We start from the raw sequence: 16475 nt of genomic DNA on the forward strand, positions 1-16475 counted from the left end.
ACCCGTACAACATGCTGCCCAACACATTGGCCCGTCGGGGCCGTTCCGTCAAGGGTTCACACACCGTTTCCTGCGTCGAATCCGGTGGTGAGCAGCCGCCCGGCGGGCGGCGACCCTGCGACCGACCCGTCCGGAGTCAGGCCGCGACAGCCGCCCCTGACCCGAGCACGACGACGGTGGCGCCGCCGACGGGGCCGGACACCCCGACGACCGGAGCGGGCCCGTACAGCGTGTTCACCCATTCGGCAGCGATGACCTGCACCGCACGCACGTTCTCGGCGCGCGGGACGCCGATCAGCAGCCGGGCGAGCAGGTCGGAACTGCGACCCTCGGCGTCGATGTGCGAGCCGCCGACGATGCGGACCCCGACGAATTCACCGGGCCGGGCGGCTATCAGGTCGGCGGTGCTGGCGCCGAAGTTGTTCCACACACCCTCGGGAGAGGCGATCTGGAGCACTTGGACGTCGGTGTCCGCCAGCGCGGCCAGCGCGCGGGTCATGTCGTCGCCCGCCGAGACGCCGTCGAACAGGATCACACCGGCGAGGTTCTCGTCGTGCGTGGCGTAGCCGGCCGCTGCGACGGCGAGGCCGCCCCCCGCCGAATGCCCGGCGAGGATGTACTGCTCAGGCAGCGCGCCGGTCCAGCCCGCCGCCTGGGCACTGGCGGTCAGCGCGGTGCGGTCGGCGAACAGGTCGGCGACAGCGTGCTGGATCGGTTCGCCGTTGATCCAGCAGCCGTCGCCGGCGAAGAAGTTGGACGTGACCGTGGGCGTCACCACGACGCTGTTGGTCTGCTCGGCGAGCGCGATGGCCAGCGCGGACACCGCGCGGTCGTTGCGGAAGAAGCCGTGCTGCAGGTAGATGACGCCTCGGGGTGGCTCGACGCCCGGTTCGGGGTTGTCGGGGTCGTGGGGGAAGTACCACGTCGCGTCGACGGTCTGACCGCAGCCGCAGGGCATCTCCAGTGTCGAGCGACCCATGGTGACGCTGCTGCCTGCCGGAATGACCGGCGCCGGGATCAGGGCCTGTCCGACGAAGGCGACCAGGTTGAAGATGAAGGTGCCGATCGCCTCGATCGGCGAGACCATCCTGGGCGGTGACGCCGCGGTGGTGGCGGCGGCCGTCAGCTCGGCGGTCTCGACAACCGGCGCGTCCTCGACGACAGGTACCTCGTCGACGACAGCCGATGCCGCGGCGTCGGCTGTCGAGGGCGCGACGTGGGCCGTCACGAGGGCCGGAGCGGCGTCGACCGCCGGTCCCGTCTCGGCGGGCGGAGCGACGCCGCGGACCGCCCTGAACCGGACGGGCGGGGCCCAGGATTCGCCGGGCTCCGAGTCACGTGCCGAGTCGCGTCCGGTGTCTCCGGTCAGGCCCGCGGGTGTCTGCTCGACCGGCTGCTCCACGACCGGCTGCTCGTCCGGCTGCTGGACGAGGGGCTCGTCGGGCGGCGGTGTCGCTTCGGACGGCTGTGTCGCTTCGGATGCCGGGTCCGGCGCAGCCGCGCCGTCGGCACCCGCCTCGTCTTCGTCGCGCTCCTTGCGGTCGGTCTGGTCCTCGTCGCGCTCCTTGCGGCCGGCCTCGTCCTTGTCGCGGTCGGACTGCGACACCTTCGCTCTGGAGGCGCCACGTCGCCGGTCCGGTGCGCCGGCCGGTCTCTTCTCTGCGCTAGGTGTCGAATCAGCTTTCGCCGCAGACGACTTCGACGACTCGGAGGACGTCGTCGAGCCGGATCCCGGGTCCGCAGTGGCCACACTGGCGGTGCCCAGCAGGAGTCCCGCTGTCAGCGCTCCGGCGCCCAGCCAGGCCGCGCAGCGATCGAGCCTCAACGGCTCCCCCTCTCCCGGGCGAACGCGGCAACGGTATCCGAGCGCGGGGGTCCCGCGACGGGGTTCGCACAATGCAATCGCCGCGCGGTCCGACGGACCGCGCGGCGATTGGCGTGAAACAGGTTCTAGCGCTCCCGGGCGACCGGGATGGAGGCGGTCGGGGCGTCGTCCTCGTGGCTCCGGTGGTGACGCGACGTCGGTTCGTCGCCGAACTCGCTCCGGCCCTGGTTCGTGCCCTCGAGGTCCTCGCGGATGGCCTCCTGGGCGGCCTCGGGCAGCGACCCCATGATCTCGCGCACCCGTGCCTGGCGCCGGCCGACGGCCTTGCGCTCGGGCATACCCGGGGTGGCCGACACCTGCGGGGGCACACCGACGATCTCCTCGACGCCACCGTCGTGGTGACCGGCGTCGACCATGGCCTGCTCCTCGGCCATCGTCGACTCGTCCTTCTCCTCGGACATGCCGATCGGGCCGAGGCGGCGACCGTTGAGGAACTGACGCACCACCGGCTCGTCGCTGGTCAGCAGCACCTCACGCGGGCCGAACATGACCAGCTTGCGGCGGAACAGCATGCCGATGTTGTCGGGCACCGTGCGGGCGATGTTGATGTTGTGCGTCACGATCAGGATCGTGCAGTCGATCTGGGCGTTGATGTCGATCAGCAACTGGCTCAGGTAGGCCGTACGCACCGGGTCCAGACCGGAGTCCGGCTCGTCACACAGGATGATCTGCGGGTCGAGCACCAGCGAGCGGGCCAGCCCGGCGCGCTTGCGCATACCACCGGAGATCTCGCCGGGGAACTTGGTCTCGTCGCCGGCCAGACCGACCAGCTCCAGCTTCTCCATGACGATGTTGCGGATCTCGCTCTCCTTCTTCTTCGTGTGCTCACGAAGCGGGAAAGCGGTGTTGTCGTAGAGGCTCATCGAGCCGAAGAGTGCGCCGTCCTGGAACATCACGCCGAACAGCGTGCGGATCTCGTAGAGCTCCTTGGAGGTGCACTCGATGATGTTCGTGCCGTCGACGATGATCTTGCCGCGCTCCGGGCGCAGCAGCCCGATCAGCGACTTCAGGAACACCGACTTGCCGGTACCCGACGGGCCGAGCAGCACGCTCACCTCACCGGGCGGGAGGTCGAACGTGACGTCCTCCCAGATTCGCTGGGGCCCGAAGGACTTCGTCAGTCCCTCAACCTGAATGCCAATGCCCACCTGCGATCCTTCCGCCAGAACTAGTCATCGCCACGCGCTCCCCGCCTGTGGCTTGAGTCACTGTAGCGCACGCCGGAGCAGCCTACCGCGTTTGTATCCGCACAGTTACCGGCGCCGACAACGCCCCATCGGCGCTATTCGCCAGTTCGCCACAGGCGGGTGCCCGGCCGCGGAAACGACTGTGGGGCCGGCCCGAGAATCGGGCCGGCCCCACAGACGAAAACGGTCTTACTTGACGGTGACCGAAGCGCCGGCAGCCTCGAGCTTGCCCTTGGCTTCCTCGGCGGCCTCCTTGGTGACCTTCTCGAGCAGCGGCTTGGGAGCGCTGTCGACCAGATCCTTGGCCTCCTTGAGGCCCAGGCCGGAGACGATCTCGCGGACGACCTTGATGACGCCGATCTTCTTCTCGCCGGCACCCTCGAGGATGACGTCGAACTCCGACTGCTCCTCGGCGGCCTCGGCCGGGGCGGCAGCGCCACCGGCGGCGGCGACGGCGACCGGGGCGGCCGCGGTGACCTCGAAGGTCTCCTCGAACTGCTTGACGAACTCCGAGAGCTCCAGCAGCGTCATTTCCTTGAACGCGTCGAGCAACTCGTCGGTGGAGAGCTTGGCCATGGTGGTTCCTTCCTGATTTCTTTACTGGCTGTTGGGGTTGGTGGTCAGGCGGCGGACTCTTCGGCCGCCTTCTTCTCTTGCAGTGCTGCGGCGAGCCGGGCGACCTGCGATGCGGGCGCATTGAACAGACCGGCGGCCTTGGCGAGGTTGCCCTTCATCGCGCCGGCCAGCTTGGCCAGCAGCACCTCGCGCGACTCGAGGTCCGCGATGCGGTTGACCTCGTCGACGGAAAGCGCGCGGCCTTCCATGTAGCCGCCCTTGATGACCAACGCCTTGTGATCCTTGGCGAAGTTCTTGATCGCCTTGGCGGCATCGACCGGTTCACCCTTGACGAACGCGATCGCCGTCGGGCCGGCGAACAGCTCGTCGAGGCCGGCGACACCGGCTTCGCTCGCGGCGCGCTTGACCAGGGTGTTCTTCGCGACGGTGTAGGTGGCGGACTCCCCGAGCGAGCGACGCAGCTCGGCGAGGTGGGCCACCGTGAGGCCGCGGTACTCGGTGACGACGGTGGCCGTCGCCTCCTTGAACTGCTCGGCGATGTCGGCAACCGCCGTGGCCTTCTCAGCCTTGGCCATGCATGCCTCCTTGTGGTGGGTGTCGGGTGTTCACCCGCATACCGTCGGAGGTCCGGAAACGACGAACGCCCCGACGCAGACAGGTCGGGGCGCAGAAAATACTGATGCCTCGTCCTCCTGCGTGGGCCGCCGGGACATGCCCGGACCTTCAACCGATTGCTCGGTGACCGACGGTCTTCGGTGGAACGCCGCCAAGAATAGCGTGCCGCCCGTCGATCAGCCAAAACGCCGTCGCGCCGGTCGGCGCGCGGGATGAATCCACTCCACAGCATCCGTTACCGGAGCACGACACCCGATCGCACGCGCTCGGGACTACCGGAAGCGGGAGATGAAGAGTCCAGAACAACAGGTGGCCACCTCGGTGCTGGTCATCGGGACCGGCGGCGCGGGCCTGCGGGCCGGGATCGAGCTCGCCGAGCGCGGGGTCGACGCGATCCTGGTCGGCAAGCGCCCGAGGCTGGATGCGCACACCTCGCTCGCCGCCGGCGGTATCAACGCGGCGCTGGCCACCATGGACCCCGAGGACAGCTGGCAGCAGCACGCCGCGGACACCCTGACCGAGAGCTACCTGTTGGCCGACCCCGCCACCGTGCAGGTGGTGACCGAGGGCGCGGCGGACGCGATCGGTGACCTCGAGCGGTACGGCATGGCGTTCGCGCGCGAGCACGACGGCCGGATCTCGCAACGGTTCTTCGGCGCCCACACCTTCCGCCGCACCGCGTTCTCGGGCGACTACACCGGCCTGGAACTGCAACGCACGCTGGTGAAGCAGGCCGAGGCGATGGCCGTCCCGATCATGGACTCGGTCTACATCACCCGGATCCTGGTGCGCGACAACGTGGTGTTCGGCGCGTACGGCTTCGACGTGACCGACGGCACGCACTACACCATCCTGGCCGACGCGGTGATCCTGGCCTCCGGCGGGCACACCAGGATCTGGCGGCGGACGTCGTCGCGCCGCGACGAGAACTTCGGCGACTCCTTCCGCCTCGCGGTCGAGGCGGGCGGCCGGATCCGCGACCCCGAGCTGGTCCAGTTCCATCCCTCGGGCCTGCTCGAACCCGAGAACACCGCGGGCACGCTGGTGTCGGAGGCCGCCCGCGGCGAGGGCGGCGTCCTGCGCAACGGCGTGGGCGAACGATTCATGAAGCGCTACGACCCCGACCGGATGGAGCTGTCGACCCGCGACCGGGTGGCACTGGGCGCCTACACCGAGATCAAGGAGGGCCGGGGCACCCCGCGCGGCGGGGTATGGCTCGACGTGTCGCACCTGCCCCGCACGCAGATCATGACCCGCCTGCCGCGGGTCTACCGGACGCTGATGGAGCTCCAGTTGCTCGACATCACCACCGATCCGATCGAGGTCGCCCCGACCGCGCACTACTCGATGGGCGGCGTGTGGGTGCGCCCCGGCGACCACAGCACCGACGTCGAGGGCCTCTGGGCGATCGGCGAGGCGTCGAGCGGCCTGCACGGCGCCAACCGGCTCGGCGGGAACTCGCTGATCGAGCTGCTGGTGTACGGCAAGATCGCGGCCGCGGCCGCGGCGGCCCACTCCACCCGTCTCACCGCCCAGACCCGTTGCCGCACAGCAATATCCAATGCCCGCGACGAGATCGACTCACTGCTGTCGGCCAACGGTCCGGAGAACGTCCGGTTCCTCCAGCGCGCCGTGCGCAACACGATGACCGAGCACGCAGGCGTGGTGCGCGACGAACAGGGCCTGCGGGCGGGGCTCGCCGCGATCGGCGAGATCGAGAACCGCACCGCCGACATCGCGGTACACCCCGACATCGCCGGATTCGCCGACCTCGCCCACGCCTTCGACCTCAAGGCGGGCATCCTCGCCGCGCAGGCGACGCTCGAGGCGGCCCTGGAGCGGCGCGAGACCCGCGGCTGCCACAACCGCTCGGACCACCCGCGGCTCGACGAGAACCTGCGCGTCAACCTGGTGTGGTCGGCACCCGGCCGCATCGAACGCGAACCCGTCGGCGAGATCCCGCCGGAGATCGCCGAGCGCATGCAGCGGGTGTCCGCCGACGGGAAGCTCGTCGAGTAGCGCGCCTCAGGCCGAGGAGTGCATTTTCGCGACCTCGGTCAGCACCGCCAGGTGGTCGTCGACGGTGCGCAGGCCGGCGCCCATGGTGTTGACCGACAGGTGGCTGGCCCCCGCATCGGCCCAGGCCGCCAGCTGCGCGCCGGCCCGGTCGGCGTCGCCGGTCCAGTTGACCCGCCCCTCCATCCCGATCGTCGACGGGTCGCGGCCTGCCGCGGTGGCGGCGTCGGCGACGATGCCGCGCGCCTCGTCGAGTTCGGGTCCCGGCCGCTTCATCGGGAACCACCCGTCGGCGATCCGGCCGGCCCGTTCGTAGCCGCGTTCGGACGCCGTCCCGATCCACACCGGGATCGGCTGCTGCACCGGCAGCGGCGCAAGCCCGGCGCCGGTCACCCGGTGGTGGCGGCCGTCGAAGGTGACGCTGCGCTCGGTCCACAGCCGCCGCATCAGCTCGATCTGTTCCTCGGAACGCCTGCCGCGGTCGCCGAAGTTCTCACCGAGGGCTTCGTATTCAACGGCGTTCCAGCCGATCCCGACGCCGAGCCGGAACTTTCCCTGCGTGAGCAGGTCGACCTCGGCGGCCTGCTTGGCGACGAGCACGGTCTGCCGCTGCGGGACGATGATGACGCCGGTGACGAGTTCCAGGCGGGGCGCGACGCCAGCCAGGAATCCGAACATCACGAACGGCTCGTGGAACGTGGTGTCGATGTCGTACGGGCCGTTCCAGCCGGTGTGCACCACCGGATCGGCCCCGACGACGTGGTCGTACACCAGTAGATGCGCGTAGCCGAGTTCCTCGACCGCTTGACCGTAGGCGCGCACCGCGCCGACGTCACCGCCCAGTTCCGTCTGGGGGAACACCACTCCGACACGCATGTGAGCCCTTTCGCCGCCGCCTCTATGACACCCGCGGTGCGGGCACTATTCCATGCGAGGTCACCGCGGTAGGCACCTCAGGCGTCCCGAAGCAGGGCGGCCGCGCCGACCAGCCCCGCGTCGCCGCCGAGCTCGGCGGGCAGCACGCGGACCGCGCGCAGGAAGTCCAGGCCGGCGTAGTGCGTGAGCGCCTCGCGCACCGGGTCGAAGAGCACTGGACCGGACTTCGCGACGCCGCCGCCGATGACGACGAGGTCCAGATCGCACACCGCTGCCACCGACGCGATCATCGCCGCGACGGCGGTCGCGCCGCGGCGGAAGGCTCTTTGCGCCACGGGATCGCCTGCGACCACGGCGTCGGCGAGTTCCTTGGCGTCGGCGCCCGGCGGCGCGTCCCAGCCGTGCTCGCGGGCCCACCGGGCCATCCGCGGTCCGGCGGCGACGGTCTCCACGCAGCCGTGCCCGCCGCACGAGCACAGCGCGCCCTCCGGGTCGACCACCACGTGGCCGACGTGGCCGGCGTTGCCGCTGCGCCCGTCGTAGGGCGCCCCGTCGAGCACGAGGCCGCCGCCCACCCCGGTCGACACCACCATCCCGAGCAGGAACTCTGCGCCCCGCGCCGCGCCGCGCCAGCGCTCCCCCATCGCCATGCACAACCCGTCCCCGCCGAGACGCACCGGGACACCGGTGACCGCGGCGACGCGCTCGACGATCGGAAAGCGTTGCCAAAGGGTGATGTTGATGGGGCTGACGGTGCCGGCCGGCAGGTCGATCGGACCAGCCGACGCGATGCCGACGCCGCGGACACCGCCGCCCGCCGCCGCGAGTGCGCCGACGATCAGTTCGTCCACCACGTGCCAGATCGCCTCGGCGTCGGTGCGCGGCGTCGGGAGTTTCGCCTGGTGCACCAGCGTCCCCTCGTCGTCGACCAGGCCCGCGGCGATCTTGGTGCCGCCGATGTCGAGCGCCAGCGTGAGAGGCCCCATCAGTGGCGGTGGGTGTTGTCGGGCTGGCGGGGATCGCCGGGGTGCTCGTATCCCGGTGCGAGTGAGACGAGTTCGGCGCGCCGCGCATCAAGCCACCACCGGAACGCCCTGCGTCGCGCGGCGGACAGCAGATGGGCCTCGATCGCCGGCCTGACCGCAGGCAGCGCCGGCGGCCTTGGCGGCGAATGCCACCCGTGTCCACCTGCGCTGTCCGCGAAGCGCATCGGGTTGCGCGCGTGGTATTCCGCCACCGCCTCGGGCGGGACGACGACGTCGGCGGTGACGTCGGCGAACACCGCCCGCGCCAGCGCGTCGGCCAGCACGGCTGCGGCCACGCTGCCGATGTCGAGGCGGGCTGCGTTGTCCGGCAGCACTTCCGGCTCACCGGGCGCGCCGCCTGCGGTCAGTCCGCGTGTCTGGGCCTCGGCGGCCACCACCCGCTCGGTCACCAGCAGCTGGGTGAGCCAGCGGCGCAACTGGCGGCCTTCACTCGTGCCGGGCCGCGGCAATGCCGACGCGGGTGTGCGGGCGCGCAGCGCGGCTTCGCGCTCGTCGATCTCCTCTGCCCGCACAGGGCTGCCCCCGACTGTCGCGGCGACGCTCATCGGACCACCACCTTCACCGCGGATGTGTACAGCAGCCGGCCGGCGCCCGCGACGCGGATCAGCGCCCACCACTCGCCCGGGTCGAGCCAGACCGGCGGCCGCACGTCGAACGACAGCTCCACCGAACCCGACGCCGGTATGTCGGCGCCCACCGCGGCGGGCCCCATCCACTCCCACGTGCCCCACGGGCTGATCAGGTGCGCCTCGACGGACAGGTCTGCGAGCGCATCCGAACCCACCGTCGCCGACAACGTGGCCGACTCCCCCGCGACGATGTCGACCGGCGACGGTTCGGCGACCAGTTTCAGCAGAGCGGTGTCCGCGACCGGGCCGACCTCGACGATGCAGATGTCTTCGACTGTCTGACGCCAGGATTCGGGGATGTGTGCGTCGGCCCCGGTGACCGCCAGTTCGGCGCGCACGGGGTACAGCCCGGGCCCGGCCTGGGCGGGCACCTGCACGGCGAGGTCGGCGGTCAGGTGCTCGCCGGGCGGCAGCACGAACGGCAACTCGGCGGGGTCGGCCGTCCAGCCGGTGGGCATGACGAGCCGGACATGGCCGCGCAGCGCTGCGTCGGTGCAGTCGCTGGCGGCGGTGAGCCGTAGCCGCACGGCGGAGCCCGGTTCGGCGCTGGTGCGGTCGGGATGCAGATGCGCGACGGCGGGCAGGCCGCCCAGCGGCGCGGGCCCACGGTTGTGCAGCCAGTACCTGGCGAACAGCGGCTGGGCGGCTTCGGATTCCGGCGCCAGCATGGTGGGCTCCCCGTCCAGCACCCGCGGCAGATTGAGCCGCGTCGACACCGTGGCGATCTCGAACCCGTGCAGCCGCAGCTGGTCATGGCCGGACGAGGAGCGAAGGGGCTGTTCGAGCAGGTCGACGCGAGTGGCGTCCGACACCGTACGCAGACCCGAGTGCAACACCACATCGGCTGTGCCGCCGCGTGTCTCGACGAGCCGGAGCACCACACCGGCGGAGGGGTCGGCTCGTCGCACACTGCCGCCGGCCAGCGGGTTGCCCGCCGCCTTGATCGCACCGACTGTTACCGAGGCGGCGGGCTCGACCGTCAGCAGCGACCCCCACGGCGGCAGACCGCCCTCCGGTTCACCGTGGCCGGCGACCGCGAGCAGCGGGTGGGAGAACGCGGCGCTGCGGACCGGCACGTCGGCGTCGCGCCAGTCGCCGGCACCGGAGACGAGCGCGTAGTCGAACGTGTGCGTCCAGTGCTGCAGCTGGAAATTGGAGCCGTCGGGCGCGGTACGCCGCGGCGGGTCGATCCAGGTGCCCGACGGCCAGCCGGTGCACGACCGCATCAGTGAGGTGTGCAGGGTGCCGTCGGGCTCGACGGCGAAACCGGGAACACCGCGGTTGAGCACCGCCACGGTGTGCGCCTCGAACGGCGCCGCGGTGACGGCGGCCTGTTGGTCGACGGTGATCTCGGCGTCGTCGAGGTCGTCGACCAGTGCGGCGACGGCGCCCGGGCCGGCGACGATCAGCACCGCCAGCGCCTGCACGGCGCGAAGGTCGGCGCCGGGCACCCAGACCGTCGCCGGCGATGCCGCGGCGGACACCCATACGCGCGCCGATCCCGTTTCCCGCAGCTGTCGCTGAAACTCCTGGCCGTACGAGGGGTCGGCGGCGTCCAGAACCGCTGCGGTGAAGGCGTTCTCGTCCGGGCCACCGAGTGCGATCCTGGTGTCGGGCAGGTTCGAGTCGACAGCGAGGTCCCCGTAGCGGGACTTTTCGGCGCTGCTGCAGGTGGTGGTCACGCCGGCGCGGGCCAGCGCGACGACCAGGTCGCGGGCGGTCGGGGCGGACAGCGACTCGGCGGGTGTGACCACCTCGGCGACGCCGACCGGGCACACCTGCGCACCGATCCGCATCCGCACCGCCGACGACAGGCCGAACCAGCCGTATGCCGGGTTGTCCAGCGTCCACGGGTGCGCAGCGGAGTCGACGGCCGTCTCGGCACCACGGTCGTGCAGCAGTCCGAAGCCGCGGCCGATCACCGCGTCGGCCACCTCGCTGACCGGCAGTCCGCCCGGCACCGGGCACGGCCAGCGCAGCCGCAGCAGCTTGTCGGCCCCGGTGAACTCGTCGATCGTGGTGCGGCAGTCCACCCGGGCGACTCCGCGCCACAGGGTCAGCGTCTGGGTGTAGCGCAGAACGCCGGGGATGGCGCCGCGCACCACCAGCCGCTCCCCCAGTGCGCTTCGCAGCGCGGTCACCTCGGCGGCGACCGCCGACGACCCGGTCACCGGGCCGCTGGGCAGCAGATGCCACGGTCCCTCACCGGATTTCGGATGCGCGGGATACTCGTCGTAGACGGCGAGTTCATTGCCGACCGCACCCGGCGCGATGAGGTCGCGCCCCGCCCCGGCCTCGACGAGTGAGACCACCCCGCCACCGCGTGCCGGATCGGCCTGCAGCCGGTAGTACTCGTTACTTATCGTATTGTCCGGCAATAGATCCCACCCCGACGTGGGCGCGGCACCCGCCAGCAGGTAGGACCGCCACCCCAGCGACGGCATGTCGCGGGCGAGCCAACTGACCGTGTGGCCGTCGTCTTCGACGAGTGCGGGCACCTCGGCGCCGTCGGTGTCACGCACGCAGACACCGGCGCCGACGGACTCGTCGAGTCGCACTGTGACGATGTCATCCCGGTTGTGTGTCAACGTGTTCCACACCACGACCGACTGACCGTCCGGTCCGGTGTGGTCGCTGACTGCTCGCGACAGCAGTGTCAGCGCATTGTCACGCGTGGTGGTGCCGAGCTGCCACGCATCGCGCCAGCCCGTCAGCAGGTCGAGGTAGACCTGATCGGATTCCGAGCCGGTGATGGCGTCATGGTGAGCGCCGTAGGCCAGCTGCACCCAGGCCTTGGCCAGCGCGGCCTGCGGGTAGGTGGCGCCGCCCACCAGCCCGGCGAACACCGCGAAGCGTTCGGCGTCGAGCACGGCGTCCTCGGCGGCGCGGTTGGCCTGCTTGGTGTCGATGTACGACACGTCCTTGCCGGTGTAGATCGGGTTCATGTCGCGGGTCTGCGGTGACGGTTCCACCCCGCGGTCGACGAGTTCGGCGCGCACCGCGGCGAAGAACTCAGCGGGCAGGGCGCAGACGAACCGCGGCCAGGTGTAGCGGGCCGCCCAGTCGCGGTGGATCTGCGTGACCCACTTGTTGGGCGGGGTGTAGTCGGTGCCGACGGGCAGCAACACGTTGCGGGTCAGCGCGACCCGCTTGAGCTTCTGGAACAGGTCGAGGGTGGCGGCCTCCGCCTCCGCCAGCGACGGTGCGGAATCCATCCACCAGCCCGCCGCGTAGTGCGCGGGCATGTAGTGGGTGAGCAATCCCCGCCCGGACGGTGCGATCCACTCGAACTCACTGCTGAACTGCATGCGTTCGGGGTCGCCGTCGTCGGCCATCGGACCCCACTGGTGGTGCGGGCCACGGGCCCAGGAACTCGACGTCAGGCCGGCGTCGGCGGCCATCCCGGGGAACTGCGGATCGTGGCCGAACGCGTCGAGCTGCCATGCGGTGGCGGGGCTCGCCCCGAGCATGTCACGCTGAAACCCCATCCCGCACACGAAGTTCCGGATGGTCGTCTCGGCACTGGTGAGATTGGTGTTCGGCTCGTTGTACGTGCCACCCATCACCTCGACGCGGCCGTCGGCGATCATGGCGCGCAGGTCGGCGCGGTCCTCGGGATGGGTGTCCCAGTACGGCTTGAGGTAGTCGACCTCGGCGAGGACGAACTTGTAATCCGGTTCACGGCGCGCCATCTCGAGGTGAGCGGCCACGAGGTCGAAACTGTGTGTCTGCCTGTATCGCCCGGGCGGGTCCTCGGTCCACTGACTGGTGTAGGCGGCCTGGGTGTTCCACCACACCGGGTCGTAATGGAAGTGGCTGATCATGTGCATGGTCCAGCCGGGTTCGGCGACGGTGAAGACGAATTCGGTGTCGCCCGCCCTGGCGGCTCGCTGCTCGCCGGGCACCGGATCCGCGACCGCGACCGGTACTTCGGCGGTGCCGTCGGTGGTGGCGGTATTTGCCTCGCCGGCCAGCCGGTCGCCCTGGACAGCGATCAGTCCGGCGTCACCACCGGTGTAGCTCACACGGACGATCTGCAGCGGCGCGCCGGGCGGCCCGACGAACAGCTCCGTCGACTCCGCGGAGGTGACGTGCACCACCGCACCCTACGGTGTCGTCAGCGCGAAATGTCGACGACGAGCGCACGGTGGTCCGAGATCGGCAGTGCGACGTCGAAGACGCGGTCGACGCGCAGCGTCGGGTCGTCGGTGAGGATGTGGTCGAGCTGGCGGTCGGGCTGTTCCACCGGGAAGGTCAGCGCCGCTCCCAGCGGCCGGAATCCCGACCAGCGGCTCGGCGTCGGCGGGGTCATGTTGAGGTCGCCCATCAGCACCCGCGGCCCGTCGAACCCGCGAAGGTCGCGCACCAGCCGCCGCATCTGCGCCCGGTTCCAGCCCGGCACGAACGACAGGTGGGTGTTGGCGACGGTGAGCGGTCCGAGTGGCGTGTCGAGTCGGCCGATCATCGCCGCGCGCGGCTCCTCGTTGACGATCTGCACGCGATTCGGGCCCGGCAGGTACATCGGGAACCGCGCCGGGATGCGCGGCAGACGGACCACCTGCCACGTCTCGGCGGGGAATCGGGACAGCAGCGCGATGCCGTAGGCCGCCGTGCCGGGCTGTTCGCGGCCGGTGGCGGCCATCCAGGTCGCTCCCGGGGTTCCGGCGATCGCTGCGACGAACCGGTGACTGACCGCACGCATGGCCTCGGCCGCGACGGCGGTCAGGTCGGCCTTGCCCGATCGCGGCTGGTCGAAATCCACCTCCTGGAGCGCGAGGATGTCGGGGTCGAGTTCCCGCACGGCATCGGCCAGCCGGCCGAGGTCGACGTCGCCGTGACGCAAACTGCGTCCGTGCAGAATGTTGAAGGTGGCCATCCGCATGGGTACTTGGTACCCGCACTTGCCGACCGCAGACACTCAGAGGTAGATCCTTGGCTGCACGAAACGACGAACTGCGCGACGCGCTACGGCGCGCGGCGTCCGCACTGCGTGCGGACGGACCGGACTTCGCGCTGGCAGGCAGCTATGCGCTGTGGGTGTACGGCGGGCCAGAACCCGTCCATGACGTGGACTTCGTGGTCGCCGAACCGGACACCGAGGCCGCGGCGCTGACGCTGGAGAAGGCCGGCTTCCGGATCGAACGGACGCCCGAGGACTGGTTGTTCAAGGCCTGCGTAGGCAGCGACTTCGTCATCGACGTGCTGCACGCGCTCAACGGGGTCGCGGTGACGAAGGCGACGGTCGAGGCGGGCGAGGAGTTCGACGTGCTCGCGATCAGGATGCGCGTCATGCCGCCGACCGAAGTGCTGATCGAGAAGCTCAACTCGCTCACCGAACACCACTGCGACTTCGGGTCGCTGCTTCCCTCGGTGCGTGCGGTGCGTGAGCAGGTCGACTGGGACCGGCTGCGGGCCGCCACCGCCGACAGCCCGTTCGCTGCCTCCTTCCTGTTCCTGATCGAGCGGCTGGGCATCATCTGACTCCTCCGGCCGCGCGACGCAGCCGGTCGGCGACCACCACCGCCGCCTCGACCACCTCCGGCGGATCCAGCACCTCGAAGTCGACGCCCACCATCGCGAAGTACACCGCCATGCGCTCGGGATCGTCGGCGCCGGCGGTGACGATGCAGGCGTTCGGGCCGTCGGCCTCGATGACCGCTGAGGCGTCCGAGAAATGTTGCCGCAGAGTCTCTTCCGATGCCGCGAAGCGGATGCGGGCTACGTAGCGGTAGGGCGATGCGGTGATCGCCCGGCGCACGTAGTCGGCGGCGTCGGGCGCCTCACGCGCGGTGAACGTGCTGCCGAGCGCGCGGACGTCAGCCATCCGGTCCAGCCGCAGGCTGCGCCAGTCCTGCCGGTCGCGGTCGAAGGCGAGTAGATACCAGCGCCGCCCGGTGGTGACCAGTTGGTACGGCTCGAGCCTGCGCGAGGTGGCGGTTCCCGCCCGGTCGACGTAACCGGCGGCGACGTGCTCGCGGTCCCGGCACGCCCGGGCGAGCGTCATCAGCACGTCGGGCTCCACCGGGGTGTCCGTGGTTCCCGCCGTGAGCGTCACCGTCGCCTCGTGCACCGCTGACACCTGCGAACGCAGCCGCGCCGGCATCACCTGGTCCAGCTTGCTCAGCGCGCGCAGCGCCGACTCGCCGACACCGGCGACGCTGCCACCGGCGGCCAGCCGCAGGCAGACCGCCATGGCGACCGCCTCGTCGGGATCGAGCAGCAGCGGCGGCAACGCCGCCCCCGCGCCGAGTTGGTAGCCGCCACCGTGGCCCTTGCTGGCGTGCACCGGGTAGCCCAGCTCCCGCAGGCGGTCGATGTCGCGTCGCACGCACCGGGCGGTCACTCCCAGCCGGTCGGCCAGTTCGTCGCCGGTCCACACCCGCCGGCCCTGCAACAGGCCGAGCAGCTGCAGCACCCGGCTCGTCGTTTCCGCCATGTTCACCATCGTGCCGCACTCTTAGGACCGAAACAGTCCTATAACCCTGCGAGGGTGGTGCCATGGACACGCGAACCGGCCTGAACTCGGTCCTGACCGATCAGCTCGAATACCACTGGACCAACGCACTGCGCCCGCGCCTGGACGGACTCACCGACGACGAGTACTTCTGGGAGCCGGTGCCCGGATGCTGGACGGTGCACCGCGACGGCGGCATCGACTTCAGCTATCCGCCCCCGCAGCCGGAGCCGTTCACCACGATCGCCTGGCGGCTGGCCCATGTCATCGTCGGTGTGCTCGCCGTGCGCAACCACAGTCACTTCGGCGGTCCACCCGCCGACTACGAGTCCTGGGCCTACGCCACCGATGCCGCCACGGCGCTGCGTCAACTCGACGAGGCCTACCGGAATTGGATCGACGGGGTGCGCACACTCGGCGACGATGGTCTCGACCGGCCGTGCGGCCCCGCCGAAGGGCCCTACGCTGAACGCTCGATGTCGGAACTGGTGCTGCACATCAACCGGGAGGTCATCCACCACGGGGCCGAGATCGCCTGCATCCGAGATCTTTACGCACACTCCACCAACAAGAAAGAGGCCTGAGCCGATGCCCGGAATGCCCCCGCCCGTCGCCGACGAACGTCAGGGTCTGATCGAGTTCCTCGCGTTCCAGCAGAACGCCTTCCTGTCCTCGGCGTACGGCCTGACCGACGAGCAGGCCCGTGCCACGCCGTCGGTCAGTTCGCTGTCGATCGGCGGGCTGGTCAAACACGCCGCCGGGGTGCAGAAGGGCTGGGCCGAACGGGCCGCCCACGCACCCGATTTCCCGCCGCCGGACCCCCGGCCGATGGAGGATCAGATGGCCGAGTACCAGGATCAGTACGTGATGCGCGAGGACGAGACGCTGAAGGATCTGCTCGAGGCGTTGAAGGCGCAGAACGCCGAGACCCTGCGGGTGTTCGGGGAAAAGGATCTCGACACCCTCGTGCCCGTCCCGCGCGGTATCCCGTGGTTCCCGCAGGACATCGATCACTGGTCGGTGCGCTGGGCGGCGATGCACCTCATCGAGGAGCTCTCCCGGCACGCGGGTCACGCCGACATCATCCGCGAATCCATCGACGGCGCAACGATGTACGAATTGTTGGCCGCTCGCGAGGAGTGGCCGGAGACCGACTGGGCGCCGCGGTGGCGCCCGCCGACGGTGGCCTGA

Annotated in this window: 14 protein-coding genes; 4 read left to right on the top strand and 10 right to left on the bottom strand. The window is 70.6% G+C overall.

Annotated elements, in window-relative coordinates; all coding sequences use genetic code 11:
• Positions 1 to 136 precede the first annotated feature (136 nt).
• The 4 genes from H7I41_RS06040 to rplJ form a co-directional block, all read right to left on the bottom strand.
• Positions 137 to 1606 (bottom strand): hypothetical protein, encoded by a 1470-nt coding sequence (locus H7I41_RS06040; protein WP_264011664.1) that lies wholly within the window; start codon positions 1604 to 1606, stop codon positions 137 to 139.
• Positions 1607 to 1950: 344 nt separating this feature from the next.
• The gene (locus H7I41_RS06045) at positions 1951 to 3033 is read right to left on the bottom strand and encodes an ABC transporter ATP-binding protein (protein WP_264011665.1); all 1083 of its coding nucleotides are present in this window, start codon (positions 3031 to 3033) and stop codon (positions 1951 to 1953) included.
• A 228-nt stretch (positions 3034 to 3261) separates the two neighbouring features.
• Positions 3262 to 3648 (bottom strand): 50S ribosomal protein L7/L12, encoded by a 387-nt coding sequence (gene rplL / locus H7I41_RS06050; protein WP_264011666.1) that lies wholly within the window; start codon positions 3646 to 3648, stop codon positions 3262 to 3264.
• 44 nt (positions 3649 to 3692) lie between these two features.
• Entirely contained in the window at positions 3693 to 4223 is a 531-nt protein-coding gene (rplJ, locus tag H7I41_RS06055; RefSeq protein ID WP_264011667.1) for a 50S ribosomal protein L10, read from the bottom strand.
• Between the two features lie 328 nt (positions 4224 to 4551).
• Between rplJ and H7I41_RS06060 the strand changes: the two genes are divergently transcribed.
• Positions 4552 to 6282: an L-aspartate oxidase gene (locus H7I41_RS06060; RefSeq protein WP_264011668.1), complete on the top strand. Its 1731-nt coding sequence runs from the start codon at positions 4552 to 4554 to the stop codon at positions 6280 to 6282.
• A gap of 6 nt (positions 6283 to 6288) precedes the next feature.
• On the opposite strand, the gene H7I41_RS06065 is transcribed toward H7I41_RS06060, so the two are convergent.
• The 5 genes from H7I41_RS06065 to H7I41_RS06085 form a co-directional block, all read right to left on the bottom strand.
• A complete protein-coding gene (locus H7I41_RS06065; protein ID WP_264011669.1) occupies positions 6289 to 7155 on the bottom strand; it encodes an LLM class F420-dependent oxidoreductase in 867 nt (288 codons plus the stop codon).
• A gap of 77 nt (positions 7156 to 7232) precedes the next feature.
• Positions 7233 to 8141, bottom strand: a complete 909-nt coding sequence (locus tag H7I41_RS06070; RefSeq protein ID WP_264011670.1) for an ROK family protein — start codon at positions 8139 to 8141, stop codon at positions 7233 to 7235.
• Positions 8141 to 8746, bottom strand: coding sequence for a DUF7158 domain-containing protein (locus tag H7I41_RS06075; protein WP_264011671.1), 606 nt, complete (start codon positions 8744 to 8746; stop codon positions 8141 to 8143). The genes H7I41_RS06070 and H7I41_RS06075 overlap by 1 nt, the downstream gene beginning before the upstream one ends.
• Complete coding sequence (locus H7I41_RS06080; protein WP_264011672.1) at positions 8743 to 12927, bottom strand: glycoside hydrolase family 38 N-terminal domain-containing protein; 4185 nt, start codon at positions 12925 to 12927, stop codon at positions 8743 to 8745. The genes H7I41_RS06075 and H7I41_RS06080 overlap by 4 nt, the downstream gene beginning before the upstream one ends.
• Positions 12928 to 12947: 20 nt before the next feature.
• Positions 12948 to 13712 (bottom strand): endonuclease/exonuclease/phosphatase family protein, encoded by a 765-nt coding sequence (locus H7I41_RS06085; protein WP_264011673.1) that lies wholly within the window; start codon positions 13710 to 13712, stop codon positions 12948 to 12950.
• A gap of 50 nt (positions 13713 to 13762) precedes the next feature.
• On the opposite strand from H7I41_RS06085, the gene H7I41_RS06090 reads away from it, so the two are divergent.
• On the top strand, positions 13763 to 14311 hold the full coding sequence (locus tag H7I41_RS06090; protein WP_264011674.1) for a nucleotidyltransferase: 549 nt from the start codon (positions 13763 to 13765) through the stop codon (positions 14309 to 14311).
• Here the strand turns inward: H7I41_RS06090 and H7I41_RS06095 are convergent.
• Positions 14304 to 15266: a helix-turn-helix transcriptional regulator gene (locus tag H7I41_RS06095; protein WP_264011675.1), complete on the bottom strand. Its 963-nt coding sequence runs from the start codon at positions 15264 to 15266 to the stop codon at positions 14304 to 14306. The two genes, H7I41_RS06090 and H7I41_RS06095, sit on opposite strands and share 8 nt — an antisense overlap.
• Before the next feature lie 62 nt (positions 15267 to 15328).
• Here H7I41_RS06095 and H7I41_RS06100 point away from each other — a divergent pair, with 62 nt between their 5' ends.
• Positions 15329 to 15868: a DinB family protein gene (locus tag H7I41_RS06100; RefSeq protein WP_264011676.1), complete on the top strand. Its 540-nt coding sequence runs from the start codon at positions 15329 to 15331 to the stop codon at positions 15866 to 15868.
• 4 nt (positions 15869 to 15872) lie between these two features.
• Positions 15873 to 16475 carry a DinB family protein gene (locus H7I41_RS06105; RefSeq protein ID WP_264011677.1) on the top strand — a complete coding sequence of 201 codons (603 nt, stop codon included), beginning with the start codon at positions 15873 to 15875 and terminating at the stop codon, positions 16473 to 16475.

The sequence above is a fragment of the [Mycobacterium] manitobense genome (assembly GCF_025821665.1).
GTDB lineage: Bacteria > Actinomycetota > Actinomycetes > Mycobacteriales > Mycobacteriaceae > Mycobacterium > Mycobacterium arseniciresistens.

Bases quoted from the DNA above. Each gene is read 5' to 3' on its own strand.
- rplL (WP_264011666.1), bottom strand. From the start codon at position 3,648: ATGGCCAAGCTCTCCACCGACGAGTTGCTCGACGCGTTCAAGGAAATG.
- rplJ (WP_264011667.1), bottom strand. From the start codon at position 4,223: ATGGCCAAGGCTGAGAAGGCCACGGCGGTTGCCGACATCGCCGAGCAG.
- H7I41_RS06060 (WP_264011668.1), top strand. From the start codon at position 4,552: ATGAAGAGTCCAGAACAACAGGTGGCCACCTCGGTGCTGGTCATCGGG.
- H7I41_RS06065 (WP_264011669.1), bottom strand. From the start codon at position 7,155: ATGCGTGTCGGAGTGGTGTTCCCCCAGACGGAACTGGGCGGTGACGTC.
- H7I41_RS06070 (WP_264011670.1), bottom strand. From the start codon at position 8,141: ATGGGGCCTCTCACGCTGGCGCTCGACATCGGCGGCACCAAGATCGCC.
- H7I41_RS06075 (WP_264011671.1), bottom strand. From the start codon at position 8,746: ATGAGCGTCGCCGCGACAGTCGGGGGCAGCCCTGTGCGGGCAGAGGAG.
- H7I41_RS06085 (WP_264011673.1), bottom strand. From the start codon at position 13,712: ATGCGGATGGCCACCTTCAACATTCTGCACGGACGCAGTTTGCGTCAC.
- H7I41_RS06095 (WP_264011675.1), bottom strand. From the start codon at position 15,266: ATGGCGGAAACGACGAGCCGGGTGCTGCAGCTGCTCGGCCTGTTGCAG.
- H7I41_RS06100 (WP_264011676.1), top strand. From the start codon at position 15,329: ATGGACACGCGAACCGGCCTGAACTCGGTCCTGACCGATCAGCTCGAA.
- H7I41_RS06105 (WP_264011677.1), top strand. From the start codon at position 15,873: ATGCCCGGAATGCCCCCGCCCGTCGCCGACGAACGTCAGGGTCTGATC.